Here is a 25,425-nt window from a genome sequence, read left to right on the forward strand (position 1 = left end):
CAAGTTAATCAAAAGACTTGGATATGGCTTTCGCAACTTTAGTAATTTCCGCTTACGTAGCTTATTAACTTGGCACTTTACTACTAATTCTCCATAAAATTACCGGAAGAACCATTTTTATTTATGTTGATTGACTTTGATTTCTCAGTATCGTTAAGTTTTATGAAACTATCAAAGGCAAACCATGCTAGTATGTACCAAGGTATATCTTCAAACTTAAATCCTTGTTTGATTAATTGAGATAAGGCAAATAAACCAAGCCCCAGAGGTACTATTACCCGTAAATCAGCAGTACCGTTAGTCATTTTATCAACATCGGCATTAAAATCAGACATTATATTTAACAAATCTTTAGCGATCGCCGATTGATTATCTGTTAAATAAGGTTGAGAAATTGACTGATTTCGATAATTCTGATCTGTTTGCCGAGTGTAAACATTATCTGTTATGACTGTCACTGCTTCTTGATAACTTTGTGACAGATTAATACCTTCTTTAATGGCTGTTTGGACTAAAGGTTGTTTGATAACTTCAGCCACAGGTACAATCATCGGGGAAAAAATAATTGCGCTCAAACCTTCAAAAATTTCCGGTAAATTTACTTTTTCCCAATCAAAATTAGACTCCATTATAAATATCTCCTCTACAAGCAACTCATCACTATAGAAGCGTAGTCAAACTATTAAATGTTTCCATCATCCGAAAGTCACAGAGAAAATTTTAAATTTATATCTCAAGTATTAATTATATTTGCATAATTCAGATCCCTTCCTTCTTAGAGAAGTTTGGTATCTATTAGTATATACAGCAAAATTCCGTCTTTAGGCTCAAGTCATAAATTCAGATAAACGTTAAGAATAAAAATAGATTGCACCAGAATCGAATATTGGCTGTAATCAGAAAAATATCCGAATCAATTAACAGAAACATCTAAGATTATGACAATTTCCACAAACAGCGATCGCCAAATTCAACAACTGCAAGAATTAATCCAAGATATTGACTCTGGAATGTTGACTACAGTCAATGATGATGGTAGCTTACACAGTTGTCCTATGTACTCAATCAATGAAATTGATGCAGAAGGGAGACTCTGGTTTTTTACTAGTTCCAACTCCCATCGAGTAAGTGAAATTGAACATAATCAGCAGGTAAACGTTAGTTTCTCTTCTTGTGAACAGCAGCGTTATGTTTCCATTTCTGGTACAGCACAACTCCTCAAAGACCGTCAAAAAATGGCAGAATTATGGAAACCAAAATTAGAAACTTGGTTTTCTCAAGGCTTAGATCAGCCAGATTTAGCATTACTCCAAGTCAACATTAAACAAGCCGATTATTGGGATAGCAGTTCGAGTTATCATCCCCAAACTATAAATTTTTCTTCCCTATAGCAAGCTTTTAAAGTTGCTTGGAGTGCAGTAAAGCGCGATTACGAAAAAGGCGAAGATGGACAGTGGCACAAAAAGCCAAATAACTAATGTGTGATCAATTCTACTATTGATCTAATTAACCGCAAAAAACCTATTTCTTTAGTTAGACGCTAATACAACTACTATAAAGATATTTTTCTTACTGGCAGTAGTAGTAAACTTCCGTCCTGGGAATATAAGCAAATCAAAGTAAAACTCTTGAGTATTCAAGATGAGTAGCTGGAAGTTTGTGATATTCCCAGGTTATTTCTTAGGTGAAAAATTACATTAGCAGTGAAAATCCTCTGAAACTGCGATCGCATCATCCAATCTCAATATAAGACTCATATTTAATTTCTGAAAAAATACAGTATTCTTTCCTACTCCCCATTCCCAATCTTTACAGAGGCGCGGACGTATTTCCGAGGATGGGGTAATTGGTTTATCTCGTTCGTTAATTAGTGCGGGTGTACCCAGTGTCTTAGTATCACTTTGGACAGTGCCAGATGTGCCTACAGCACAATCAATGACCCAATTTTATCAAAATCTCCAAAAAAAACCTGACAAAGCCCAAGCATTGCGCCAGGGGACGCTAACGACGATGAAGAGTCATCCCAGTCCTGTTGATTGGGCAGCTTTTACTTTGATTGGGGAGTATTGAATTCTTAAAATTTATCTCTGTATTAGCTAGGAATATCCACTTACGTAATAAATTACAAACAGGACTTACGCAAAAATAACGTAACTCTGCCATTACGAGCGATAGCGAAGTAATCCCCCCTGACATTGAGATTACTTCCCTACACTCCTTTCCGGCCGCAATGACAATATCGGCGTTGCGTAAGTCATAACAAAAATATTTATATGTAAAAGCACCATGTCTTATCGCACTATTGGCTTAACTGCACTTACTACACTGTTATTAGCTGTTGGATTTATCCCTGCAAATTCTTTCATCTGGCAATCAACGCAGGTATTGGCACAAACTCAAAACAGCCAAGAAGTAGAAGCAGACAAATTTTTCCAACAAGGTGTGGAATATTTAAATAATCAAAAAGTTACTGAAGCTAGACAGTCTTTTGAAAAAGCCTTGACACTTTATCAAGCAGCAAAAAAGCCGCAAAGTGAATCAGCAATGCTGCTATTGTTGGGAATTACTTACGGCAAAGAAACTAACTATGATGCGGCTATTAATTACTATCAACGCGCTTTAAAAATTGTCCAGCAATTGCCAAAACGAGAAAATGAATATGCCATTGTCCGTTTATTAGGTGATACTTATCAAAAATCCAAAAACTATCCCCAAGCTATTGCATATTATCAGCAAGCCTTGGTGTTGGCTAGAAAAAATAAAGATACTAAAAATGAAAAAGAATTACTAGGTAATTTAGGGATTGGTCATATTTTAGTCAAAAACTATGCCGCAGCTATTGAAGTATCGCAGCAAGGTTTAGCACTAGTCAAAAATTTACAAGATAAACCAGGGGCAATGTTTTTTCTAGAAAAATTAGGTGAAGCTCACTATCACTTAAAACAATACGATAAATCTTTGGAATATGTCCAGCAGAGTTTAAGTATTGCCCGTGAGATTAATGATAAAGAAACCGAGTCGAGGTTAACTAATATTCTTGGTATTCTTAGTTATGAAAGAAATCAAAACCAAAAACGTTAGTTGATAAGCTGTTGCACATTTAATTTGCACAATGCGGGCGGGCAAGATGCCCACCCCACCAGAATTTAATCTGATTTAGATATGCAAACTAAATTTCTTTAGCTTATTACAATAGCAGTCCTAAATAACAAACATTCTTCCTTGTCCCCCTTGTCTACATTCCCTCCTTTGTCCCCCTTCTCTACCTATTTTGTTCATATATCAAATGCTAAATAAAAATATGAGCAATTCCCACAATGGGCTACGCCTACGCAAAATAAATTTAACTGCATTCATCTCGGTCATTTTGACCGTTTCTCTTACCCCGGTAAACTTACATTTACTATTTTTTAATTCACCAGTATTAGCACAAACATCTAATGACAAATCACAACAAGCCAATACATTAATTAGGCAAGCGGCTGCACTTTTAGGTGACAAACAAATCACTTCCGCCAGACAAGCTTTACAACAGGCTTTAAGTATTTATCAACAAGTTAATGATCGTCAAGGTCAGTCTGTCGCTTTGGTATTTTTAGGAATTAGTTATGAACAGGAAAATAACTATAAAACAGCAATTGATTATTATGAAAAATCTTGGCAGATAGTTCAGCAATTACCTAAAAAACCCAATGCAGGCGAAATTGTAGTTAAGTTAGCTAATGCTCACCGCCTGCAAAAAAACTACAATCAAGCGATACAATACTATCAACAATATTTAGCCCTAGACCAGCAAAACCAAGATAGTCAAAATCGCATAGCCGCCCTCGGAAATTTAGGGAGAACTTACGCAGCCCTGAATAATTTACCACAAGCTCTTGATTATTACCAACAAACTTTAGCACTTTCGAGAGCTACAAATAACCGACAAAGTGAGTTAACCGCACTCTTAAATTTAGGTGAGACTTATCTTAATTTAGAAAACTACGCTGCTGCCATTGAAGTTTCTCAAAAAGGGTTAGTCATTGCTAAAGAATTAACTAATAGTATAGCAGTTATAGATTTTCTACGATATATCAGTAATGCCTACTATTTTATTGCTGATTATAATCAAGCGATTCAATACAATCAGCAGAGTTTAGAAATTGCTCGGATAATTCAAGATAAAGATAGTGAACGTCAAACACTCAATTCTCTTGGTAATATTTACTATTATCTGAGAGATTATGATAAAGCGATTAATTACTACGAGCAAGTTTTGTCTATTGCACGTTCCCAATCTAATCGCAGATCCGAGGGATTAGCATTAGGAAATATCGGACTAGCGTATATTAATAAAGGTGAAGCAGCTAAGGCAATAGATTATCTAGAAAAAGATTTGGCAGTATCCAGAATAGTAGGCGATCGCCTCAACGAAAGTCAAACTTTAGGCTACTTGGGTAGTGCTTACCTGCAAGTGAAGAATTATAGTAAATCGGTAGAATATTATCAGCAAGCTTTAATAGCTACGAGAGAGGCGAAATACACTAGAGGCGAAGGCATCACATTCTATAATTTAAGTATTCCTTTGATGGAGTTGGGCAAGCTCCAAGAAGCAGAAAAAGCCTTATACTCTTCCATTGAAATCTGGGAATCACTGCGCGAAAGATTAGGAGAAAATGATAGTTATAAAATATCATTTTTTGAGCAGCCAATTCAAGCTTATCAATTATTACAAAGAGTTTTAATTGCCCAAGATAAAACGAATGAAGCTCTAGAAGTTTCGGAACGAGGTAGAGCAAGAGCGTTTATAGATTTATTATCTTCCCGCCAGTCAAAACCTAGCACTCGCGGTAATGCACCACAATTACCAGCAGTAGCAAAACCAACATTATCGCTCCTCAAACAAATCGCTAAACAGCAAAATGCTACTCTAGTTCAATATTCGATTGATTCTAAAACCACTTCTCGCTTAGGAGCATCAGCAACTCTTGAGCAGGCGCTATATATTTGGGTAGTCAAACCTACAGGTGAAATTACCTTCCGCATAACTGATCTCAGACCCTTACGAGAAAAAGATAAAACTTCTCTCGCAGAATTAGTGACTGTGAGTCGTCAATCAATTGGTGTGAGAGGACGCGGTGGAATTCAAGTTACGGCTAACCCAAATACAAGCAAAGCCAAAAACTCTTTTAGACAATTACATGACCTATTAATTAAACCCATCGCTGACCTTTTACCCAACAAAGAAAGCGAAAAGGTGATTTTTATTCCTCAAGAGTCTTTGTTTTTAGTTCCCTTCCCGGCACTGCAAAATGAACGAGGAAAATACTTAATTGAAAAACATACAATTCTCACCGCGCCATCAATTCAAGTCTTAGATTTAACTCGTAAACAAAAGTTAGGACATCAAAATTCGCGCCAAGGAGAAGTTTTAATCGTAGGTAATCCCACAATGCCAAAAGTAGCTTTAGAACCGGGCAAACCATTGGCGCAATTACCAGCTTTACCAGGTGCAGAAAAAGAAGCAAAAGAAATTGCACCGTTATTTAAAACTAAAGCAATTACTGGTAGCCAAGCAACTAAAGCTGCCATTTTACAGCAAATCTCAAAAGCGCGAATTGTGCATTTAGCAACCCACGGCTTATTAGATGATAACCAAGGATTAGGAAGCGCCATAGCCCTCGCACCCTCCGGTAAAGATAACGGTTTATTGACAGCAGAAGAAATCCTCAATTTAAAATTAAATGCAGACTTAGTAGTTTTAAGTGCTTGCGACACCGGACGCGGTAGAGTAACTGGTGATGGTGTTATTGGTTTATCTCGTTCTTTAATTAGTGCTGGTGTTCCTAGCGTCATCGTTTCTTTATGGGCAGTTGATGATAACTCGACATCGTTTTTAATGACCGAATTTTATAAAAATCTCCAACAAAAACAAGATAAAGCCACCGCATTACGCCAAGCAATGTTAGCAACAATGAAACAAGATAAATATCAAAATCCCTTACATTGGGCTGCTTTTAGTTTAATTGGTGAAGCTGAGTAGATTTTGAAAATTTACGCCTCGTGTGGATTATATATAGCAATCCTAAATGAGTCGTGAAAAACATAGATATGGAAACGAACCGCCCTCCGGGTTCAGCAGTTCCTCATGGGGGAAACCCCCAAGACCGGACTGCTTCACCAAGAACGCCAAGGACGCAAAGATAAGAAAGAAGAAAAAGATATGGAAATTTTACAAATTATTTAGGACTGCTATATAGGGAAATAATTAACCGCAGATAAACGCGGATGGACGCAGATAAATTTGTAGTTCAGTAGATGAGGAACGCTATAAAATTATCTGGAACATTTTGCATAATCTCACACAAGCCAGAAATACAATTTTTTAAAACAGTTTCAACCTAGATATTTCTTACATCTTATGTCTAATATCAAACGCCGTCATTTTCTGCAATTTTCTGCTGCTACCCTTGCCGCATTGGGTTTGAACCAATGGGATATGATGCAGCAGGGTAATCATCTGGGTAAAGTTTTGGCACAAAATACAGGGCGTAAACTAGCTTTATTAGTGGGAATTAATGAGTATTCTGAAGATGATGGTTTGTCGCCCCTTTTTGGTTGTGTTACTGATGTCAGGCTACAGCAGGAATTATTAATTCATCGTTTTGGTTTTAAACCCCAAGATATTCTCACCTTGACTGACAAACAAGCCACTCGTCAAGGCATTCTGACGGCATTTGAAGAACATTTAATTAAACAAGCCAAGCCCAGTGATGTCGTATTATTTCACTTTTCTGGACATGGTACACGAGTCAAAGATCCAGATGGCGATTCGCCAGATGGACTTAATAGTACATTTATTCCGATAGATGGCAAATTACCACCTAACGGACGCGGTTATGTAAATCACATTATGGGACACACATTGTTTTTGTTGATGTCTGCATTAAAAACTGAGAATGTGACGGTTGTGTTAGATAGTTGTCATTCTGGTGGTGGTAAACGGGGAAATTTGCGCGTTCGTTCGGTGAATGGCGGTACATTACTACAACCAAGTCCCGAAGAGTTGGAATATCAACGCCAATGGCTGAAGCGGCTGGGACTTTCGCAACAAGAATTTATCCAAAAACGCAGACAAGCCGTGGCAAAGGGAGTTGTGATTGCTAGTGCGAGAAGTGATCAATTTGCGGCTGATGCACCGTTTGAGGGCTTTCATGCTGGGGCGTTTACTTATTTGTTGACACAGTATCTTTGGCAACAAGCTGGTAATGAATCTGTAAATAGTGCGATCGCAAATATTGGACGCAGTACTAAAATATTAGCGAGGGAAAATGGTAATCTCCAAGACCCAGAGTTTGAATTAAATCTTAGCCGCAACAAAAGCAACCCACCGATTTATTTTATTCCTATCCAAGCTGTTCCGGCTGAAGCGGTCGTGACTCAAGTTAAGGGTAATCAAGTTCAATTGTGGTTGGGTGGTATAGATCCACAAAGCTTAGAAGCCTTCACAGATAATCCCTTATTTTCAGTTGTCAATCCTCAAGGTGATGAACTTGGCTTAATCAAATTAGAATCCCGTCAAGGATTAATTGGTAAAGGTACATTAATCAATACAGGTACACGCTCAACTTTAAAATTACAGCCAGGAAATTTATTACAAGAACGGATTCGCAGTATTTCCAACAATCCTACTTTAAAAATTGGCATTGATGAATCTCTCAATCATAATAATGTCCAGCAAGCCATAAAAGCTCTCAAATCCCTGAAACGTGTTGAACCGCAACTTCTGGGGAAACAAGCTGTTCAGTATATTCTAGGGCAGATGACTCAGCCTAAATATCAGGAATTAAGAAAAAAAGGTATTTCTCAGTTACCAGAAATTGGTAGTTTTGGTTTATTTCTCCCTAGCCAAGATGAAATTATTCCTAAGTCTTTTGGTCAAGCCGGCGAATCTATCACTGAAGCCGTAAAACGTTTACAACCTAAGTTCAAATCGTTACTAGCTGCTAGAGTAGTTAAGCAAATTTTAGGCAACATTAATTCATCCCGCATCAACGTTGCTGTTTCTATGAATGTGGCTGATAGCAATGAACTACTAGCAGAATCTTTCCCAATTCGCGGATCTATCTCGAAACAGCCAAAACCCCCAAAAGCTGCTATTCAATTGTCTAATTCCGGCTTGACTCAACTTGCTGTCGGCACCAAAATTGCTTTTAAAATTCAAAATAATGAAAATCAACCCATTTATGTCAGTATTTTGGTAATTGATGCAGAAGGGGAAATGACTGTTATTTTCCCTAATAATTGGTCTGCTACCCAAAATGCGGCTTTAGTAGAAGCACAAAAAACCAAACTCATTCCTCAACCAGATGATGAGTTTACCTTAGCTGTTGATAGACCTTTAGGAATTTCAGAAGCGTTAATTATTGCTAGTACAACACCACTGAGAACTTCACTTTTAGCCTTGCAAAAAATTGCTAGTTTAAGAAATGTCGCCAATCGTAGTACTCCTATTGCTGTAACCGATGAAATTCTAGATGTAACCAACAATATATTAGATGATTTAGATGCAGGTACTCGTGGCGGGATTTCTGCACAGCAAATACAATTACCATCGGGAGTACGTGGTATTGATAGTAAAAAATTAGCCGCAATGTCTATTTCTTTTGAGGTTGTTGATTCTAAAAATAGCTAATAAGCTGTTCTATATTTAACTTGATGTGAACTCAACAAGTCTGTTTTGACTTCTCCCCTAACCCCTCTACGACGCGGAGAGGGGAAAAAATTTTTTAAGTTTTTAAGGAAAAATTAGATATTTTAAATATGCAACCTAGTACAGGTCGGCGTAAATAAACAGACCATAAGAAATTGCTAAAAGGCTGGTGGTATCGTTATTCTTTCTTTTTACTTTTGCCCTATTGTACTAGATACGCCAAACAAACTATTCAGATTCACCAATTAAGGTAAATGCAGCCCAATTTTTTGGGAGAGGATATTTCTGCATTGTTGTCAGCATAGCTTGGCGTAATGCGCTGGCTTTATCTTGTTTTTGTTGGAGATTTTTATAAAATTCGGTCATTAAAAACGATGTTGAGTTATCATCAACTGCCCATAAAGAAACAATGACACTTGGGACACCTGCGCTAATTAAAGAACGAGATAAGCCAATAACACCATCACCAGTTACTTTGCCGCGTCCGGTATCACAAGCACTTAAAACAACCAAGTTTGCATTTAACTTTAGATTCAAGATTTCTTCGGCCGTAAGCAACCCGTTATCCTTATCGGAAGGTGCAAGAGCGATGGCTCCACCAAAGCCTTTGGCTAACGAACTTCCCAATCCCCGGTTATCATCAAGTAAACCGTGAGTAGCAAAGTGAATAATTCTTGCTTGCGAAATCTTCTCTAAAATAGTTGTCTTACTGGCTTCCTTACCTATCAGTGCTTGAGTTTTGAGGATTGCAGCAACATTTTTAGCTTCCTGTTCTGCACCGGGTAAATTATTTAATTGTTCGAGGGGTTTTCCTGCTTCCAACTCTACTTTCGGCATTGTCGGATTACCCACTACTAAAATTTCCTCTTTACTCAATTCCTGACTTGCCAACTTTTGTTTGCGGGTTAAATCTAAAACCTGAATTGATGGTGCAGTTAGAATTGTGTGTTTTTCAATTAAGTATTTGCCTTGTTCATCTTGTAGTGCAGGAAAGGGGACAAGGAATAGAGAACCTTGAGGAATGAAGATAACTTTTTCGCTTTCTTTTGTGGGTAGAAATTCGGCGATGGGTTTGATTAGTAGTTCATGTAGTCTTCGGAATCTTTGTTTTGTTTTCAAAGTATCAGAATTTTGACTGATAATAATACCACGCCCTCTCACACCAATAGATTGACGACTCATAGTAACTAATTCAGAAAGAGTTGTATTGTCTTTCTGCCACAGAGGCTTGAGGTCAACTTTTCGGAAATTACCTTTACCTGTGGGTTTGATTACCCAAATATAGAGTTCTGATTCTTTAGTTTGTTGTTTACCCTGAATTTTAAACTCATCATAAATAATTGAATATTCAACAAGTGTTGCGTTTTGCTGTTGAGCAACTTCTTGTAGGTTGGGTAATTGAGTTCCTAAATCTTGGGTAAGACTATCATTAGTTTTAGTAGATAAACGTGTATTTAGTAAATCAACAAATGCTCTTGCACGCCCTTTTTCAGCAGTTTCTAGAGCATTATCATAATTTTGCTGCTCAATGAAAACTTGTTGTAATATTTTATAAGCATCAGCTTGTGTTTCAAAAACAGATATTTTATTGATATCTGTTAAATTTTTTCTGACATCTTCCCATGTATCAATTGCATAATATAGTGCTTTGACTGCTTCATCAAGATTGCCAGATTTACGATAAGCATTGCCTAGCTTGGTTAAAATTTCACCTCTCTCTTGATAACCATTTTGCTCTGATACAGTTCTTTTTAAGAAAATTTCTGAACTTCTTTCTAAATATTCAATAGCTTTTAGATAATTATTTTCTTGAAGATAAATATTTCCTAGATTACCCAAAGCAGTTGCCTCCATATAAGAGTTTTCAGTATCTCTTGCTATTTTTAAGGATTGCTGATATTTTTCAAGAGCTTTAGTGTAATCACCTGACAAAAAATAAGCATTACCTAAATTACTCAATAACCATAATTCTCGATTAGTTAAATTATCTAATATAAAAAATTCTGTATTATCATCTTTGATTTCTTTGTTAAATACTAGGCTCTGATTCAGAATATCAATAGCTTTAGCTGATTCACCTAGTTTGATATAAACCAATCCTAAAAATCCCAAACTCCAACTTTCGTTATAACGGTCTTTAGCTTTTCTAGCAATAGCTAAACTCTGTTGAAAATAGTCAATAGCAGTAGGGAAATCACCTAAATCAATATAGGACATCCCTAAATATCGCAGAGTCTTGCTTTCTCCGTATTGGTCTTTTATTTCTTTATATAGAGTCAAAGCCTGTTGCCAAGACTCTAATACTTCTTCAATACTTAGAGCTCTTCTATAGAAAATAAATCCTTCTCCAATTAATCGCTCTGCTTCAGCTTTACGATAATCTTTAGTCTGTGCCAACGCTTGTGATGTTCTTAATGGTGAAAGTAAATTAGTTAACAAAGGTTTTGGAAGTTTTTTGATTAAATCTAGATATTCTTGTTTGTATTTAATTGCTGTTGGATAATCAACTAAAGTTAAATAAGATTTATACAAATTCATCAAGGCAGATACTTGTCCTTGGTAATCATTTATTTCTTTGGCGATCGCTAGGGATTGTTCATAAGATTCAATCGCTTTTCTATCAAAGATGATTGCATGTTTCCAAGTCAAATAAGTATAATAAAAATAAAAGTCCCCCAAATTTTCTAAATTCCATAATTCACCTTGACGATATTTAATTTCTTTCGCTATATCTAAACTTCTTGTATAGTATTCAAGGGCTTTTTGATAGTCTCTAAATAAATAATAAGAATGAATAAACCCTAAATAACCTAAAGCCAAGCTTTCGCCTTGACGGTCTTTAATTTCTTGGGCAATAAGTAAAGCTTTTTGAAGAGAATCAATAGCTTTGTTGTAATTATATAAATAGCTGTAAGCAATTCCTATATTTCCTAAAATTCTCCCTTCGCTTTGACGGTCTTTATTTTTTCGATACAGAGACAATGCTTGTTCCCAAGATTGTAATGCTGCTGGAAATTGAATGTTATCAAACTGTTCAATACCTTTGAGCCACAGTTTATCTGCTTCAGCTTGATGATTTGTAGATGTTTGCGCTAAAACCTGTTGTGTAAAGAAAAATTTGTAGGAATTATTTCCAAATGTCAGTGAAATTGTTACTAGAAAAGTATTGAAAGCTATTAAAACTATTTTGCTTTTGCGTAGGTGTAGCCTGTCGTAGATATCACTCATAATTCTCATTTCAATTTCACATTACAACAAGCCAATTAAAATAAAAGCTGACCAGTCTCTGGGGTTTGGGTATTTTTTCTTAGTTTCTAGCATTGCATAACGCAAGGCTGCTGCTTTATCTGGTTTTTCATGGAGTTTTTGATAAAATTTTGTCATTAAAAATGCGGTTGGTTGATCTGATATATCCCATAAAGAAGCAATCACACTGGAAACTCCTGCCGACAAGAAAGAACGTGATAAGCCAATTACACCATCATTTGTGATTTTTCCGATGGCTGTATCGTTGGCACTTAAGACAACTAAATCTGCTGTTAATTTTAACTTTTGAATTTCTGTGGGTGTGAGTAAGCCGTCATCTTGAGTGGAGGGTGTAAAAGCTAAACCTTGCTGATTATTGAGATATGCTTTTGTTGCTAAATGAATAATTTTGGCTTGCTGCATTCGTTGTACAACTGCGGTTTCGGTTGCGGCATTACCTATGAGTGGTTGGGTGTTAAATAATTGTGCGATCGCTTTTGCTTCTTGTTCTGCACCTAGTAGCTGAAGCGGTTCTCCTCGATCAGATTGTATTATAGGATTACCCACTACTAAAATATCTTGATTGACATTTTTATATTGTTTTTTTCGTTGATAAAGTAAATCTAAGGCTTGACTAGAAGGTGCAGTGGCAATTGCATATCGCTCAATTAAATATTTACCTTTTGTATCTTGTAAAGCTGCAAAAGGTATAAGAAATAATTCGCCTTGGGGAATGAAAATAATATTTGTATTTGGTTGTTGAGGTAATAAATTTTTAACGGGTTTAATTAATAATGTATACAATTTTTGGAAGTCATCTTTTTGACTACCTTTGAGATAATTATAATTTCCTCTTACGCCCAGAGACAAACGACTGCTAACAATTAAATCAGCCAGAGATGTGTTTTGTTTTTGCCACAAGGGTTTAATATCAACCTTACGAAAGGTTATATTTCCTGTGGGTTGAATGACCCAAATATAGAGTTCTGATTCTCTCGTTTGTTTTTTGCCTGCAATCGTAAATTCATCATTAATAATTGAATACTGCACAAGGGTAGCATTTTGTTGTTTAGCGACTTGCTTAATCTGTTCTGTAGCAGAATTAACTGCTAATGTAAACATGCGATCGCCTAATATATTTCCTGGCAATTGCTCTGAAGCTAAAACCTTATCTTTGAAAAAAATATTGATATTGTTCAAAGATGCGATCGCCACCATCATTAGGCAAATTGATTGTGTGAAGTAACTCGGCATTTTATCTCTCTCAGTATTTTTATATACAAAATAAATTCCTCATCCGCTACAGGATATGCAAATTGACGACTAATCGACAAAAGTTAATTTAGCTACACTTTTTCAGATTCAGTTAGTATACTGTTAATACCAACTTTGTTGGTGCAAATCCAAAATCATCTAATTTTTACAGATATAGCAGGCGAAGCAGATGTTAGGACTCTGTTTATGTTTGAAAAACCTGAAAATACTGGGTTTCTACTCAGCACTTAGTTATAGTTAGCATCGTCCCCCAATTCCGCATACCTGTATCTGTGCTTACTTTGTCTTTACACAATGTATGCTAAAGTTTCTCAACTACTGGTTTTGATTAAATTCGCAAAATTTAAATAATTATGGCAGATCAATCAGATTTTCTCTCAAATCTCTCTGATTTTCTTTATCCTCGCAGTTGTTATTATGGTCAATTCAAACCAGAATACCTAGTATTTAACGCGAGTCTACAAGAATTTGCTCAAAGAGTCAGCTACATTAGTAATCTGCAAACTAACGGTAAACTTTCCCCAGAAGAAGCTTATCAGCAAATCAAGACTTTGTGGAAACAATTAAAACGTGCCAAAAAACAACTAGAAATTACCAAAGAGGCATTTGGTAGTAATAATCCTCAACAATAGTCAATTATTTTTAATAAAAAAATCTTTTTGTTCCTCGGCGCTCACTTCTGCGTTGAAACTGATAGCACTCGGCTTTACTCCAACGGCAAAACATCATGGAAATGGTTGTAGTCGATGTAACGATGACCATCGGAGGTGTGATGCAGGATATCGACAAATCGATGATTCCATAAAATATCGTTAGCACCGTAACTATGACGTGCATGAACAACTTGTGCGACTGTTTCATCAATGCCTGTTAAAGAGATCATCAACATACTATTGGTTTGAATTAAAGAATCTGGTGTCACACCATATAAAGGGCTAGATTCATCAATGATGTGCATGACTGACCAACTTAAGGCAAAGCCTGGGGTTTGCTGTCGGACAAGTTTGAGGTCATAAATGCGTCGCATAAACTCACCTTCGGCAGTAATTTCATCACGCATAAAATAAACCCGCATCTGCGCTTCTACAATGAAATTTCGTCGCTGATTAGCGGTGCGAAACATGAGAGTTGGTGCTTGTTCATAGGGAACAATGACCGCCACACGGCTAAAAATGACACGGGCTGTTGGACGAGAAAATCGGGCAAAGGCTAACCCCGTCATCATGGCAATTCCCATTACACCTGCGATCGCTTCAATCGTCACAATAATATTCGCATAATTTGTCTTGGGATACATTGCCCCGTAACCAATCGATGCCAGAGTTTGCACACTAAAGAAAAAAACGTCTAAAAAAGAACCAGGACGGGCATTAGCAATGCAATCTCCGCCTAATAAATACGCCAAAGCAAATAGGGTATTAATAGCTACGTAAACCGCAAAAATTACTAGTACAAATCCAGACCAGGGAATTGTCAAGAGTAAATGGTAGGGATCGCGCCAGTAAGAGTGCCAGACACCTAAACCCTTAATCTCGATACTACCATTGTGGTACTTGAGATGGACAATGGGTTGTGAACGCTGTCGTTGCTGGCGTGCAAGTTTTTTAAATTGAAATTTCATTGGTGTAGCTAAAATAACGGCAAATCATGATGATCACTAGAGTTACAAGCCCCTGTTTTCTGATACAGTGCAGTGGCTAAGTAATACTGGGCGCTGTGACACTGCCAATGAACCGAAATTTCTGGATTACCGCTTTAGTTGCTTTTATTAATTCCCTCAGTCTGACAATTTTAATTCCTATTATCTATCTTTATGGCAAACAATTTGGCTTGAGTGATTTGCAGACTAGTTTGTTATTTTCGATTTATTCAATATCTCAGTTTTTCGCTACCCCAGTCATTGGTAAATTATCCGATCGCTTTGGACGCAAACCTTTATTAATCATTAGTTTGGCGGGGACTGTGATTGCTAATGCGATCGCAGGTACAGCAACCACCGCAACTTGGCTATTCTTTGCCCGATTTTTGGATGGGATTACGGGCGGAAATGCTTCGGTGGCGCAGGCGATTATTTCTGATGTCACCACGCCAGAAAACCGCGCCAGAGCCTTTGGAATTAACGGTGCGGCTTTTGGTTTAGGCTTTGTATTGGGGCCTGTTACGAGTTTGCTGGCGCAGCAATATTCTCTGGGAGCAGCATTTTTAGTTTCTGGTGCGATCGCATTTTTAGCACTATTAATTACTATTTTCTTTTTACCAGAAACATTGCAAACCAAAGCAGTGAAAGCAAATAATCTCTTTGACCTCGGCTTAGGTAATTTAATTCGCGGTCTAGCCATCCCAAAAATAGGTATCTTGCTAATTATTAATTTTTTTATTGGGACAACTTTTACAATTTTTACCTATGCCTTTCAACCTTACTTTATTCAGGTTTTAGGACAAAATAGCCAATCTTTAACCCTCGTATTCATCTTATTTGGGGCGTTGGGTACAATTATGCAAACTTGGGGAGTGTCAATTCTCAGCCGCAAATTTAATATTGTGAGTATATTATTTTTGGCTTTATCTATCCGCAGCTTATCATTTATCATCATGCCAATTTGGCACAACATTATTTATTTTGTCGTAGTTAGTATTGTCTATTCACTGTTTAACTCTTTAGTTCAACCCATGATTAATACGTTGATTTCCCTCAACGCTAAATCTCAAGAACAAGGTACAGCAATGGGGTTGAACGCTTCTTATTTAAGCATTTCCAACGGCGTTGGGCCTGTGATTGCAGGTATGCTCATCAATCAATCTTGTCCCCAAACCTATAGCTATCCCTTGTATTTAGCTGGTACTCTGACATTTCTGGTTTTATGTTTCGCCGTCTTGACACGGAAAAACTATACACCTTCAGAAATAAGGGTGTAGGGACAAAATAAAGTCAAAAGTTAAAAGTTAAAAGGCAAAAGAAAGAAAAAGAAAATGGTTTAAGCACCATTATTTATTTATGGGAATTATCTTTTTACTTTTTACTTTTTACTTCTTAATCTTACACCCCATTCTCTACTCCCAATTCCTCATTTCCCAAATCTATAACAGTAATATCCAACTGTGGGTCATGGGTTTCTACAACGGGTTTCCTGACTCTGTAAGGAATTTCTTCGATCGCCAAGTTATCGTTATCGAGGTCATCGTAAATTAGCTGCAAATGTTTTTCATTCAGATGATGAATGATTTTACCACTGTATTTACTGGCATCTGCGCCTAAACCTTGGATGCGAATTAAACCATTAAATACAGTCGCCCTGGCTAAATAAATTACTGGGTCATCACGAAAGGGGACATTGACGGTAGTTGTAGCGGTGAGATGCGCCATCCCTCTTTCGTCCATTTCTTTGCCTAAAGCCATTGCGGTTTTTTCCAGTCCGCGAATTGCGACGATCGCAGCTGCCACAGCCATTGTAATATCTGTACCATCGTCAGCTAAAATCTTCTGGGATGAAAGAAACTCATAATTTTCTTCGCCAATGTCACGACGTAGACGTTGATGGACGATGTTACGGGGATTGAAATGTGTCAGTGCGCCGACAATAGCCCCACAAGCCGCACGGGGTTCGCGCCATAAAGATTCTTGGGTTTTGCCGTAGATTAGTTGTTCACCTAAATCTAAACGTCCGACATGGGTTTTTAAGTCGAGGGCGGCGAGAACAAAAGATTGAGAATTACCTGCATAAATTTGGTTACGCCAAGTTTCATCTAATTGATGGGCGATGGTAACGTGGGCTAAGGTTGCGCCATCATCAGTACCGCCGCCAGTGGGGAAAAACGTCTCTGTTTTTAACTCACCAATTTCTGATAAAGTGGCAAACCGGGAAGCAACCACATCACGATAAGTTCTGGTTGACTCGCCTTGGTGGATGCGATCGCCACAGTTAGTATAGGCCAATGTGGTGACAACACTCGGTAAACTCAAATCAGCCGCACAAGCTTTTAAATCCGAAATACTCGCCCCAGCAAATTGTAATTCATCCCGGAGTATTTGCAGACCATTCACCAGAGTATAGCGATCGCTAACAATTTCATTTAAGTAGATATTTTTTGCACTATCCTCTTGTCCAAATCTGGCGGATAGTTCCCAAAACTTGTCAATTCTGGCACTCGCTAAAGATGGATCAAATGCTGAAAACATAAGTATTTGGCGGTAATTACAGAAGGAAAGGGGCAGGGGGCAGAGGTGTAATTTCAACTTGCCACTGTATAAAATTTATGATGAATTCCGGCTTTTTACTTTTATATAAACAATTTCTGCTGAATTTTAATCCTAAATTTGTAGAGACTTTGTATACAAGGTCTCTACAATTACTCCGGTTGGTGAGCGCAGTCGAACCACTGCATCCTGACTTCAAAGATAAAAAATAAAGCAAAAGATAAAAGTTACAATTACTTACCCTTTATCTTTTGCTATATAGCTAACCTTGGTCGTCGGGAGAAACTTTTAACCTAATACGGTTCAGATACAGCGTTTTTCGGTTTAGTGCAGTACAAGTTGATAGGGGAGAGGGGCTAGAGACTAGAGGAATGTATCGGATTGAGATGAAAAACTCTGTAAAAAAACTAAACTACAACAAAACCAGCAAATGATAACTTAAACGAAAAATTTATTTTGGAGGGGGTTTGGGGGACGCAACCGTCCCCCAATCGGGGGCTTGGGGAGCCACTGCGTTGGGGAGACAGCGCCGTGGGCGGGTTTCCCGACTTGAGGCGACTGTCGTCGGCTTTGCCGACTTGAAGCATGTGGCGTGGAGAATCCCCCAAATCTTGCTTATTGCCTGATAGGTAGTAAGCTGTTAGGTAGTAGTAGGGTGGGTATATCATGTATGCCCACCCTACAAAAACTTGACTCTTAACCTACATCATCGTGAGCAAAACGGTTGAAGAGGAAGTCTAAGGCATAGTTACGCAGCTTGTAATATTGTGGATCTTCCATGATGCGGGCGCGATCGCGGGGGCGAGAAAAAGGAATTTCCATGACTTCACCAATTTTGGCGTGAGGGCCATTGGTCATCATCACTAATTTATCTGCTAAAAACAACGCCTCATCAATGTCATGGGTAATCATTAACACTGTGCAACGGTTATCGTTCCAAATTTTCAGCAGTTCTTCCTGCAATTCTTCTTTAGTAATTGCATCTAACGCCCCGAAAGGTTCATCTAAAATTAGCACTTTTGGGCGAATTGCCAAAGCCCGCGCGATCGAAACCCTCTGTCTCATCCCGCCAGACATTTGCATCGGCTTTTTGTCCATTGCGTCAGCCAGCCCCACCATTGCTAAATGTTCGCGGACAATTGACCTTTTTTCCGCTTCCATTTTGTTGGGATAAACTGCATTCACCGCTAAGTAAATATTTTCAAACGCAGTCCGCCAAGGTAACAGGGCGTAGTTTTGAAACACAACCATCCGGTCTGGGCCTGGCTTGGTGATGGGTTGACCTTCGAGTAACACTTGCCCAGATGTGGGGAAATTAAAACCAGATACCATATTCAGCAGTGTAGACTTGCCACAACCAGAGTGACCAATCACACAAATAAATTCACCTTGGTTCACCTGGAGGTTAACACCATCCAGTACAGTAAAGGGGCCTTTCTTCGTGGGGTAAACTTTGCTAACATCTCTGATTTCAAGGAAGCATCTGCTATTGTCGCTCAGAGTTGGTAAGGGTTTTCTGGAAGTGCCGGTGACGGTAGACAAATTGCGGTTTTGCATGGCGGGGAATAAGGGGTGAAGTGTGAAGTAGGTTAGGGGGAATGTAGCGTAACGTTTTAATTTTTGTTTGATCCCTTAAAAAGGGGGGCTAATCATCTTTTTTTGATTACCCCCTTTTTAAGGGGGTCGTCGTAGGCGGGGGGATCTTCAGCGATGGAGTTCAGAACTTGGTGAATGAGCCTTTTATCTTCATTAATGAAGTTCAGAACTCGGAAAGTGAACCTTTTATCTCCATTAATGGAGTTCAGAACTCGGAAAGTGAACTTTTTATCTCCATTAATGAAGTTCAGAACTCGATGAATGAACCTTTTATCTCCATTAATCGAGTTCAGAACTCGGTGAATGAACCTTTTATCTCCATTAATCGAGTTCAGAACTCGGTGAATGAACCTTTTATCTCCATTAATCGAGTTCAGAACTCGGTGAATGAACCTTTTATCTCCATTAATCGAGTTCAGAACTCGGTGAATGAACCTTTTATCTCCATTAATCGAGTTCAGAACTCGGTGAATGAACCTTTTATCTCCATTAATCGAGTTCAGAACTCGGTGAATGAACCTTTTATCTCCATTAATCGAGTTCCAACACTCAACCGTCAGTTACGCAACTCTTCTAATGGGCGCATCGAGAATAACTTCAGCAATGGAAAAGTCGCGTTTAATAGGCAAACTGTTGAGGTAGGCGATGGGGTCATCAGCATTAAAGGGAGTACCATCAAATAACTGAATGGGTTGGCGAGTGTAGCTGATATCTAAACCTAATTCCCGTGCGGCGGTGCTGAAAACGCGCACCCGACAAATTCGTTCTACAACTTCTACCCAGTTTCTGGGGAAGGGAGTATCACCCCAACGCGCCAACTGAGTCATAATCCAAATTTGTTCTGTGCGGCTGGGACGGTTAATAGCCGAATCAGAGTAAAACTGGTGGTGGGCGTAGTCTCGTAAGGGGTGGTCTAGGTCACAAGTCAGGTTATTCGGGTCTTCTAGCTGGATGTACTCTAAATCAGTGCTGACGTAATCTCTCCCCGCCACAATTCTTCTGACTTCTTCGGTGTTTTGGGGATCTGCACAATATTGGCAGGCTTCTAACAACGCTTTGGTTAAAGCAATATGGGTATTAGGATACATTTCTGCCCAATCTTCCCGCACACCGAGAACTTTACCGGGGTGTCCTAACCAAACTTCTAAGTCTGTGGCGATGGTAAAGCCGACATTTTCTACGGCGGCGCGGTAATTCCAAGGTTCACCCACACAATAACCGTCAATACTCTTATTTTGCAAATCGGCGACCATCTGGGCGGGTGGAATAATGTGCATATCCACATCTGTATCTGGGTCAATACCACCAGCCGCCAACCAATAACGTAGCAGCATATTGTGCATGGAGGCGGGATGGACTACGCCCATTGTGTGACGTTGTTCGCGGGTGCGGAGTAAGTAATTTTTGAAGTCTGATAAGGTGCGGACACCTTCATCATAAAAGCGTTTGGCTAGGGTAATGGCGTTACCGTTGCGGGTCATGGTGAGGGCGGTAACGACGGGGAGGGGTTGGTTTTTATACCCGCCCAAGGTTAACCACATCGGCATCCCGGAAGGCATTTGGGCTGCATCTATATAACCACCTGTGATGCCATCTACGATACCCCGCCAGCTAGTTTCCCGGACTAAGTTGACTTCATCTAAACCATGCTTGGCAAAGAAACCTTTTTCTTTGGCGACAGCCAGGGGGGCGCAGGCTGTGAGGGGTAAGAAGCCAATTTCTAAGTTAACTTTTTCTAAACCGTGGCGAGAAATGGCGGCTGTTTTCCGCGCCCGTAGTTTCTTAATGCGTTTTTGCTGGTTGAGGAAGTAAATCATTTCACTCCGCAAGCTGTAGTAGCTGGGGTGTTCGACAACTTCCATGCGTTTACGGGGGCGGGGGATATCTACTTCTAAGATGTCGCCGATTTTAGATTCGGGGCCGTTGGTTAACATCACAATTCTGTCAGACAACAGTACTGCTTCGTCTACGTCGTGAGTCACCATTACCGCAGTGACTTCATTTTCTTCGCAGATTTGCATCAACTGTTCTTGCAAATTACCCCGTGTTAGAGCATCTAACGCACCAAAGGGTTCATCTAACAGTAATAGTTTAGGACGAATTGCCAAAGCACGTGCGATCGCTACCCGTTGTTTTTGTCCACCCGATAACATTCCTGGCTGTTTGTCGGCGTGGGGACGCAAGCCCACCATATCTATATGTTTCTCGACAATCGCCTTGCGTTCTGCCGCAGGTAAACCATTCATCACTGAGTCTACCGCCAAGGCAATATTTTCTCTCACAGTCCGCCAAGGTAACAGCGAATAATTTTGAAATACCACCATCCGGTCTGGGCCTGGCTTGGTGATTTTTTGTCCTTGCAGCGTCACAATACCTTCGGTCGGCAAATCCAAACCCGCAATCATATTTAATAATGTGGATTTACCGCAACCAGAGTGACCAATCAAAGAAACAAATTCACCTTTTTTAATTTGCAGGTCAATACCTTTTAAAGCAATATATTGACCGCCGCCACTTAAATTAAATACCTTATCAATTTGATCAACAGCAACGAATACTGACATGGCTTTAAAGTCTGAAGTATGAAGTATAAAGTGTGAAATAGGGAGTTGGGAGTTGGGAGTGGAAGAGATAGGAGAAATATAAATTATTCTTTCCTCCTGCCTCCTGCCTTCTTACTTTTGTTCTGCTGGTAAAATCAGGTTTTGTAACCAAGCCATGAACTTGTCGAGTAATAAACCAACGACACCGATATAAACCAGAGCTAAAATTACTTCACTCACGTCGTTATTTTGGTAAGCATCCCAGATAAAGAAGCCGATACCGACAATCCCAGACATGACGATTTCTGCCGCGATAATTGCTAACCAAGCCAAACCAATCGCAATTCTTAAGCCAGTGAAAATGTAAGGTAAAGCCGAGGGAATCAAAATGTTGAGGAAGTATTCTTTGCGGCTGAGTTGCAGAACTTTAGCCACGTTGTTGTAGTCTTGGGGAATTTGAGTCACACCAACCGCAGTGTTAATTAAAATCGGCCAAATTGCGGTAATGAAAATTACGAACAATGCTGCTGGTTCGTTTTGGCGTAGTGCTGCTAAAGAAATGGGAACCCAAGCCAAAGGAGGTACAGTCCGCAGTAGTTGAAACAGTGGGTCTAAAGCTTTGGACATGGTTTTATTCACACCTATCAAAATGCCCAAGCCAATACCAACCACCGCAGCTAATGTGTAACTAATAGCCACCCGTTGTAAACTAGCTAAAATTTGCCAGAACAGACCTTTATCAATACCGCCTCTATCGTAGAAAGGCCAGAAAATGAGTACCCAAGTATCTTGCACGACTTGAATTGGCCCTGGCAATGTGGCACCAGGAAGCCAAGCAAATAATTGCCACAGTCCGAGGAAAATTAAAATTGCGATCGCTGGCGGTATAATCTCAGGAAATTGTTTTTGTAACTTCGAGATAAAACTGTTATCTAACCTTGGGCTGGCTGGTCTTTTCTGTGCAATTGTCATGATTCTTCCCTCTATTGACTAATGAACCGCTAATTATATATCTATTGACCATTGACTAATGACCAATGACTAAACACTTACTTTTTTAATCTTGAGACTCTTGAGATATGCTTCAGGATTTTCAGGATCAAATTTCACCCCATCAAAAAATTCTTCTACGCCGCGAGATGTGCTTGTAGGAATATTCGCCGCCGCGATACCTGCTTCTTTTGCTGCTTCTTTCCAAATATCTTCGCGGTTAACTTTATTAATGAGTTCTTTTGCCTTCGCTGCATTATTGGCAATGTAATCTTTCGGCAAGAATCCCCAACGCACACTTTCAGTAATGAACCACAAATCATGACTCTTGTAGGGATAAGACACGCTACCTTTTTCATCTTTCCAGTAATAAGCAGCCATTGATTTATCATCAACTTTGCGACCATCACCCATGTCATATTTACCTTGGAAAGGTTCAGCTAAAATTTCCGGTGTCGGTAAGTTGAAATAATTTCTCCCAGCCAAAATTTGCGCTGCTTCTTTGCGGTTGTCAAAGTTATCCAACCACTGTTGCGCTTCCATAATGCCTTTTAAAATTGCTTTGGTGGCTTTAGGATTTTTATCAACCCAGTCAGCCCGGATGGCTAAATATTCTTCTGGGTGATTCTTCCAAATCTCTGCGGTTAACGCCGCCATAAAGCCAATTTTATCTTTGACAATGCGGTAAGGCCAGGGGTCGCCAGTGCTGAACGCATCCATTGTCCCGGTTTTCATGTTGGCGACAGTTTGCGCCGCCGGGACAGTCAGTAGTTTGACATCTGCATCAGGATCAATACCACCAGCAGCTAACCAATAACGAATCCAAAAGTCTTGGTTAACATGAGGAAAGGTTTGGGCGGCGGTGAAGGGTGTAGAGGATTTTAGTTCTTTTAATAAAGACTTAGCTTGAGCAACTTGCAGACCAATTTTACCAGTGTGTTTACTGGCGATCGCAATCCCGTTTCCATGTGTAATTAGCTGCGCCAACACATACATCGGGATTTTTTGATTTCCCTTAGTAATTAAACCTTCGGTAATTAAATGTGGCATGGGCATTTGCCATTGTCCACCATCAATTCCACCACCCGCAGCACCAATTTCAACGTTATCCCGCGCAGAACCCCAAGAAGCTTGTTTAGAAAGGTCAACATCAGTCATCCCATACTTAGCAAAAAAGCCTTTTTCTTTGGCAATAATTAATGGTGCTGCTTCTACAATTGGGACATATCCTAATTTTACAGTTTTAGTTTCTGGTGCTTGGTCTGGGCTAATATTTGCCACATTTTGAGCAGTAGGCGCTGACTGGGAACTACCACCAGTCACGCTATCTGGGGGGTTTCCTAAACAGCCTTTCAGAAACACCGCGCTTGCAGAAGCCCCAGCTGTGACGATAAATTTTCGCCGCGAAATTTGGTTAAAAAATTCTGTCATATATGTCTCCTCAAAAGTGAATTTAAAATTTTTTAGGCATGACAATTAACGCAAGTCGAAGATAATCTCGCTTGTGGTCATTACAAAATAATTTCGAGCTATATTCAAACTAGTTAACTCAAACTGATTATTCCTAATCAAAGTCCGATATAACTAACTAGAAATAATTACTTGGGTTTCAGAGGTTGAGCTGGGGATCACTTAATTCGTTGAAACTTAGTTTACAGGTTTTAACGTCAAATTGGTTAACTTCTAAACCATAATTCTTAAATAAATATTAGATTGATCATATAAGTAAAAATTTATTATGGGCGGCAAAGTCAACGAATAATGGCAATGTATCGGGGGTTATTGATGGTAACAATTACCTTTATATAATGATTACGGTGGAGAAACTTAATTTATGCCATAAATCATCAATAATTACTTATGCGTACTATTGTCTAAAACATATATTTTGTCTGCAAAATAAGATGTAATTGGAATAATTGATAATTACTGATGTTAACGATTACTTTAAGTCTATAGATAATCAAGAAAGAGCGCAGATGTCAAAACAAGCCAAGCAAATATTCACGTCGCTACCCGTTTATAATTACACTATCCCAGGCTGGGAACCATACACAAAAAAAGCCGCCGCCGTCAATGTAGAAACTTTGACAATAGCCAGCTTTAACGTCCTTTGTGACCTCTACGAAAAAGATAAAATCGCCACCGAAAAAAGATTACCCGCAATTATTGAGGAGTTAAATCAATGTAAGGCCGATATTATTGCTATTCAAGAAGCGACACCAACCTTACTAGAGTTACTTTTATCGCAACCTTGGGTACGCAATTACTACATTTCGGAATCCAGCACAGCCGCCACAGTACGACCTTACGGTAATTTATTGTTATCGCGTCTGCCTTTTACATTGGTTGAGCATCAATTTTTGGGACGCAAGCGGGTATTGGTAGGGAGTTATGAAATTAATGGTCAATTACTGCACATTGCCGTTGTGCATTTAACAAGCGATCGCTCTCAAAATGCCCTAGAAAAACGCCAACATCAGCTAACCACCATACTTGCATATCTCCAAACCCTACCAGGAAATAGCTTGATAGCTGGTGACTTCAATACACGCGGTAACGAACAAGAAGACATAATAACAAATGCTGGATATATCGATATCTGGCAAAAACTCAACCCCCATACACCAGGTTACACCTTTGACCCCCAACGCAACGCCTTAGCAACATTGATGAGTTTACAGGGAATACCAGTGAGGCTTGATCGCATTTTACTGCGGAGTCAAAACCATGATTGGCAACCGCAGTCAATTGACTTGTTTGCTTGTGAACCAGTCGCAGATACAGCAGAGAAAATCTATCCATCCGATCATTTTGGTCTTTATGCAGTTCTCAAAGCAACGAGATAACACCCTCTGCTGATGTCAGAGGTAGGATGAAGAGAA

At 39.1% G+C, this 25,425-nt stretch carries 17 protein-coding genes and 2 pseudogenes; 9 read left to right on the forward strand and 10 right to left on the reverse strand.

Annotated elements, in window-relative coordinates; all coding sequences use genetic code 11:
• Positions 1-83: 83 nt before the first annotated feature.
• Positions 84-629 (reverse strand): DUF5132 domain-containing protein, encoded by a 546-nt coding sequence (locus H6G74_RS10315; protein WP_190967581.1) that lies wholly within the window; start codon positions 627-629, stop codon positions 84-86.
• 309 nt (positions 630-938) lie between these two features.
• Here H6G74_RS10315 and H6G74_RS10320 point away from each other — a divergent pair, with 309 nt between their 5' ends.
• From H6G74_RS10320 to H6G74_RS10345, 6 genes and pseudogenes are all read left to right on the forward strand, one after another.
• On the forward strand, positions 939-1,391 hold the full coding sequence (locus H6G74_RS10320) for a pyridoxamine 5'-phosphate oxidase family protein (protein ID WP_190967582.1): 453 nt from the start codon (positions 939-941) through the stop codon (positions 1,389-1,391).
• A gap of 3 nt (positions 1,392-1,394) precedes the next feature.
• Positions 1,395-1,478, forward strand: a pseudogene (locus tag H6G74_RS31135) (ChaB family protein); the annotation flags it as partial.
• Positions 1,479-1,818: 340 nt separating this feature from the next.
• Positions 1,819-2,070 (forward strand): annotated as a pseudogene (locus tag H6G74_RS10330) (CHAT domain-containing protein); the annotation flags it as partial.
• A 216-nt stretch (positions 2,071-2,286) separates the two neighbouring features.
• A complete protein-coding gene (locus H6G74_RS10335) occupies positions 2,287-3,081 on the forward strand; it encodes a tetratricopeptide repeat protein (protein ID WP_190967583.1) in 795 nt (264 codons plus the stop codon).
• 220 nt (positions 3,082-3,301) lie between these two features.
• On the forward strand, positions 3,302-6,025 hold the full coding sequence (locus H6G74_RS10340) for a CHAT domain-containing protein (RefSeq protein ID WP_190967584.1): 2,724 nt from the start codon (positions 3,302-3,304) through the stop codon (positions 6,023-6,025).
• A 378-nt stretch (positions 6,026-6,403) separates the two neighbouring features.
• Positions 6,404-8,677 (forward strand): caspase family protein, encoded by a 2,274-nt coding sequence (locus H6G74_RS10345; protein ID WP_190967585.1) that lies wholly within the window; start codon positions 6,404-6,406, stop codon positions 8,675-8,677.
• A gap of 246 nt (positions 8,678-8,923) precedes the next feature.
• Here the strand turns inward: H6G74_RS10345 and H6G74_RS10350 are convergent, their stop codons facing one another.
• Both H6G74_RS10350 and H6G74_RS10355 read right to left on the reverse strand, forming a co-directional pair.
• Positions 8,924-11,923, reverse strand: a complete 3,000-nt coding sequence (locus tag H6G74_RS10350) for a CHAT domain-containing protein (RefSeq protein WP_199340957.1) — start codon at positions 11,921-11,923, stop codon at positions 8,924-8,926.
• A gap of 21 nt (positions 11,924-11,944) precedes the next feature.
• Complete coding sequence (locus tag H6G74_RS10355) at positions 11,945-13,195, reverse strand: CHAT domain-containing protein (RefSeq protein WP_190967587.1); 1,251 nt, start codon at positions 13,193-13,195, stop codon at positions 11,945-11,947.
• A 374-nt stretch (positions 13,196-13,569) separates the two neighbouring features.
• Here H6G74_RS10355 and H6G74_RS10360 point away from each other — a divergent pair, with 374 nt between their 5' ends.
• Positions 13,570-13,848 carry a DUF7219 family protein gene (locus H6G74_RS10360; protein WP_190967588.1) on the forward strand — a complete coding sequence of 93 codons (279 nt, stop codon included), beginning with the start codon at positions 13,570-13,572 and terminating at the stop codon, positions 13,846-13,848.
• Positions 13,849-13,922: 74 nt separating this feature from the next.
• Here the strand turns inward: H6G74_RS10360 and H6G74_RS10365 are convergent, their stop codons facing one another.
• Complete coding sequence (locus tag H6G74_RS10365; RefSeq protein WP_190967589.1) at positions 13,923-14,837, reverse strand: ion channel; 915 nt, start codon at positions 14,835-14,837, stop codon at positions 13,923-13,925.
• 107 nt (positions 14,838-14,944) lie between these two features.
• Between H6G74_RS10365 and H6G74_RS10370 the strand changes: the two genes are divergently transcribed.
• Positions 14,945-16,132, forward strand: a complete 1,188-nt coding sequence (locus H6G74_RS10370) for an MFS transporter (RefSeq protein WP_190967590.1) — start codon at positions 14,945-14,947, stop codon at positions 16,130-16,132.
• 121 nt (positions 16,133-16,253) lie between these two features.
• On the opposite strand, the gene H6G74_RS10375 is transcribed toward H6G74_RS10370, so the two are convergent.
• The 6 genes from H6G74_RS10375 to H6G74_RS10400 form a co-directional block, all read right to left on the reverse strand.
• Positions 16,254-17,393, reverse strand: coding sequence for a hypothetical protein (locus tag H6G74_RS10375; protein WP_190967591.1), 1,140 nt, complete (start codon positions 17,391-17,393; stop codon positions 16,254-16,256).
• Between the two features lie 425 nt (positions 17,394-17,818).
• Positions 17,819-18,079: a hypothetical protein gene (locus H6G74_RS10380; RefSeq protein WP_190967592.1), complete on the reverse strand. Its 261-nt coding sequence runs from the start codon at positions 18,077-18,079 to the stop codon at positions 17,819-17,821.
• Positions 18,080-18,107: 28 nt separating this feature from the next.
• Positions 18,108-18,968: a nitrate ABC transporter ATP-binding protein gene (locus tag H6G74_RS10385; protein ID WP_190967593.1), complete on the reverse strand. Its 861-nt coding sequence runs from the start codon at positions 18,966-18,968 to the stop codon at positions 18,108-18,110.
• A 599-nt stretch (positions 18,969-19,567) separates the two neighbouring features.
• Positions 19,568-21,571 (reverse strand): ABC transporter ATP-binding/substrate-binding protein, encoded by a 2,004-nt coding sequence (locus tag H6G74_RS10390; protein ID WP_190967594.1) that lies wholly within the window; start codon positions 21,569-21,571, stop codon positions 19,568-19,570.
• A gap of 111 nt (positions 21,572-21,682) precedes the next feature.
• Positions 21,683-22,522 carry a nitrate ABC transporter permease gene (gene ntrB / locus H6G74_RS10395; RefSeq protein WP_190967595.1) on the reverse strand — a complete coding sequence of 280 codons (840 nt, stop codon included), beginning with the start codon at positions 22,520-22,522 and terminating at the stop codon, positions 21,683-21,685.
• Between the two features lie 69 nt (positions 22,523-22,591).
• Positions 22,592-23,971 (reverse strand): CmpA/NrtA family ABC transporter substrate-binding protein, encoded by a 1,380-nt coding sequence (locus H6G74_RS10400; RefSeq protein ID WP_190967596.1) that lies wholly within the window; start codon positions 23,969-23,971, stop codon positions 22,592-22,594.
• Between the two features lie 548 nt (positions 23,972-24,519).
• On the opposite strand from H6G74_RS10400, the gene H6G74_RS10405 reads away from it, so the two are divergent.
• Positions 24,520-25,389, forward strand: a complete 870-nt coding sequence (locus H6G74_RS10405) for an endonuclease/exonuclease/phosphatase family protein (protein ID WP_190967597.1) — start codon at positions 24,520-24,522, stop codon at positions 25,387-25,389.
• Positions 25,390-25,425 lie beyond the last annotated feature (36 nt).

It is taken from the genome of Nostoc spongiaeforme FACHB-130 (assembly GCF_014698475.1).
Taxonomy (GTDB): domain Bacteria; phylum Cyanobacteriota; class Cyanobacteriia; order Cyanobacteriales; family Nostocaceae; genus Nostoc_B; species Nostoc_B spongiaeforme.

What these genes read in the sequence shown, in the direction of transcription:
- H6G74_RS10315 (WP_190967581.1), bottom strand. Translation starts at nt 629, where the DNA reads ATGGAGTCTAATTTTGATTGGGAAAAAGTAAATTTACCGGAAATTTTT.
- H6G74_RS10350 (WP_199340957.1), bottom strand. Translation starts at nt 11,923, where the DNA reads ATGAGTGATATCTACGACAGGCTACACCTACGCAAAAGCAAAATAGTT.
- H6G74_RS10365 (WP_190967589.1), bottom strand. Translation starts at nt 14,837, where the DNA reads ATGAAATTTCAATTTAAAAAACTTGCACGCCAGCAACGACAGCGTTCA.
- H6G74_RS10360 (WP_190967588.1), top strand. Translation starts at nt 13,570, where the DNA reads ATGGCAGATCAATCAGATTTTCTCTCAAATCTCTCTGATTTTCTTTAT.
- H6G74_RS10340 (WP_190967584.1), top strand. Translation starts at nt 3,302, where the DNA reads ATGAGCAATTCCCACAATGGGCTACGCCTACGCAAAATAAATTTAACT.
- ntrB (WP_190967595.1), bottom strand. Translation starts at nt 22,522, where the DNA reads ATGACAATTGCACAGAAAAGACCAGCCAGCCCAAGGTTAGATAACAGT.
- H6G74_RS10335 (WP_190967583.1), top strand. Translation starts at nt 2,287, where the DNA reads ATGTCTTATCGCACTATTGGCTTAACTGCACTTACTACACTGTTATTA.
- H6G74_RS10390 (WP_190967594.1), bottom strand. Translation starts at nt 21,571, where the DNA reads ATGTCAGTATTCGTTGCTGTTGATCAAATTGATAAGGTATTTAATTTA.
- H6G74_RS10370 (WP_190967590.1), top strand. Translation starts at nt 14,945, where the DNA reads ATGAACCGAAATTTCTGGATTACCGCTTTAGTTGCTTTTATTAATTCC.
- H6G74_RS10400 (WP_190967596.1), bottom strand. Translation starts at nt 23,971, where the DNA reads ATGACAGAATTTTTTAACCAAATTTCGCGGCGAAAATTTATCGTCACA.
- H6G74_RS10355 (WP_190967587.1), bottom strand. Translation starts at nt 13,195, where the DNA reads ATGCCGAGTTACTTCACACAATCAATTTGCCTAATGATGGTGGCGATC.
- H6G74_RS10405 (WP_190967597.1), top strand. Translation starts at nt 24,520, where the DNA reads ATGTCAAAACAAGCCAAGCAAATATTCACGTCGCTACCCGTTTATAAT.
- H6G74_RS10385 (WP_190967593.1), bottom strand. Translation starts at nt 18,968, where the DNA reads ATGCAAAACCGCAATTTGTCTACCGTCACCGGCACTTCCAGAAAACCC.
- H6G74_RS10345 (WP_190967585.1), top strand. Translation starts at nt 6,404, where the DNA reads ATGTCTAATATCAAACGCCGTCATTTTCTGCAATTTTCTGCTGCTACC.
- H6G74_RS10380 (WP_190967592.1), bottom strand. Translation starts at nt 18,079, where the DNA reads ATGATATACCCACCCTACTACTACCTAACAGCTTACTACCTATCAGGC.
- H6G74_RS10375 (WP_190967591.1), bottom strand. Translation starts at nt 17,393, where the DNA reads ATGTTTTCAGCATTTGATCCATCTTTAGCGAGTGCCAGAATTGACAAG.
- H6G74_RS10320 (WP_190967582.1), top strand. Translation starts at nt 939, where the DNA reads ATGACAATTTCCACAAACAGCGATCGCCAAATTCAACAACTGCAAGAA.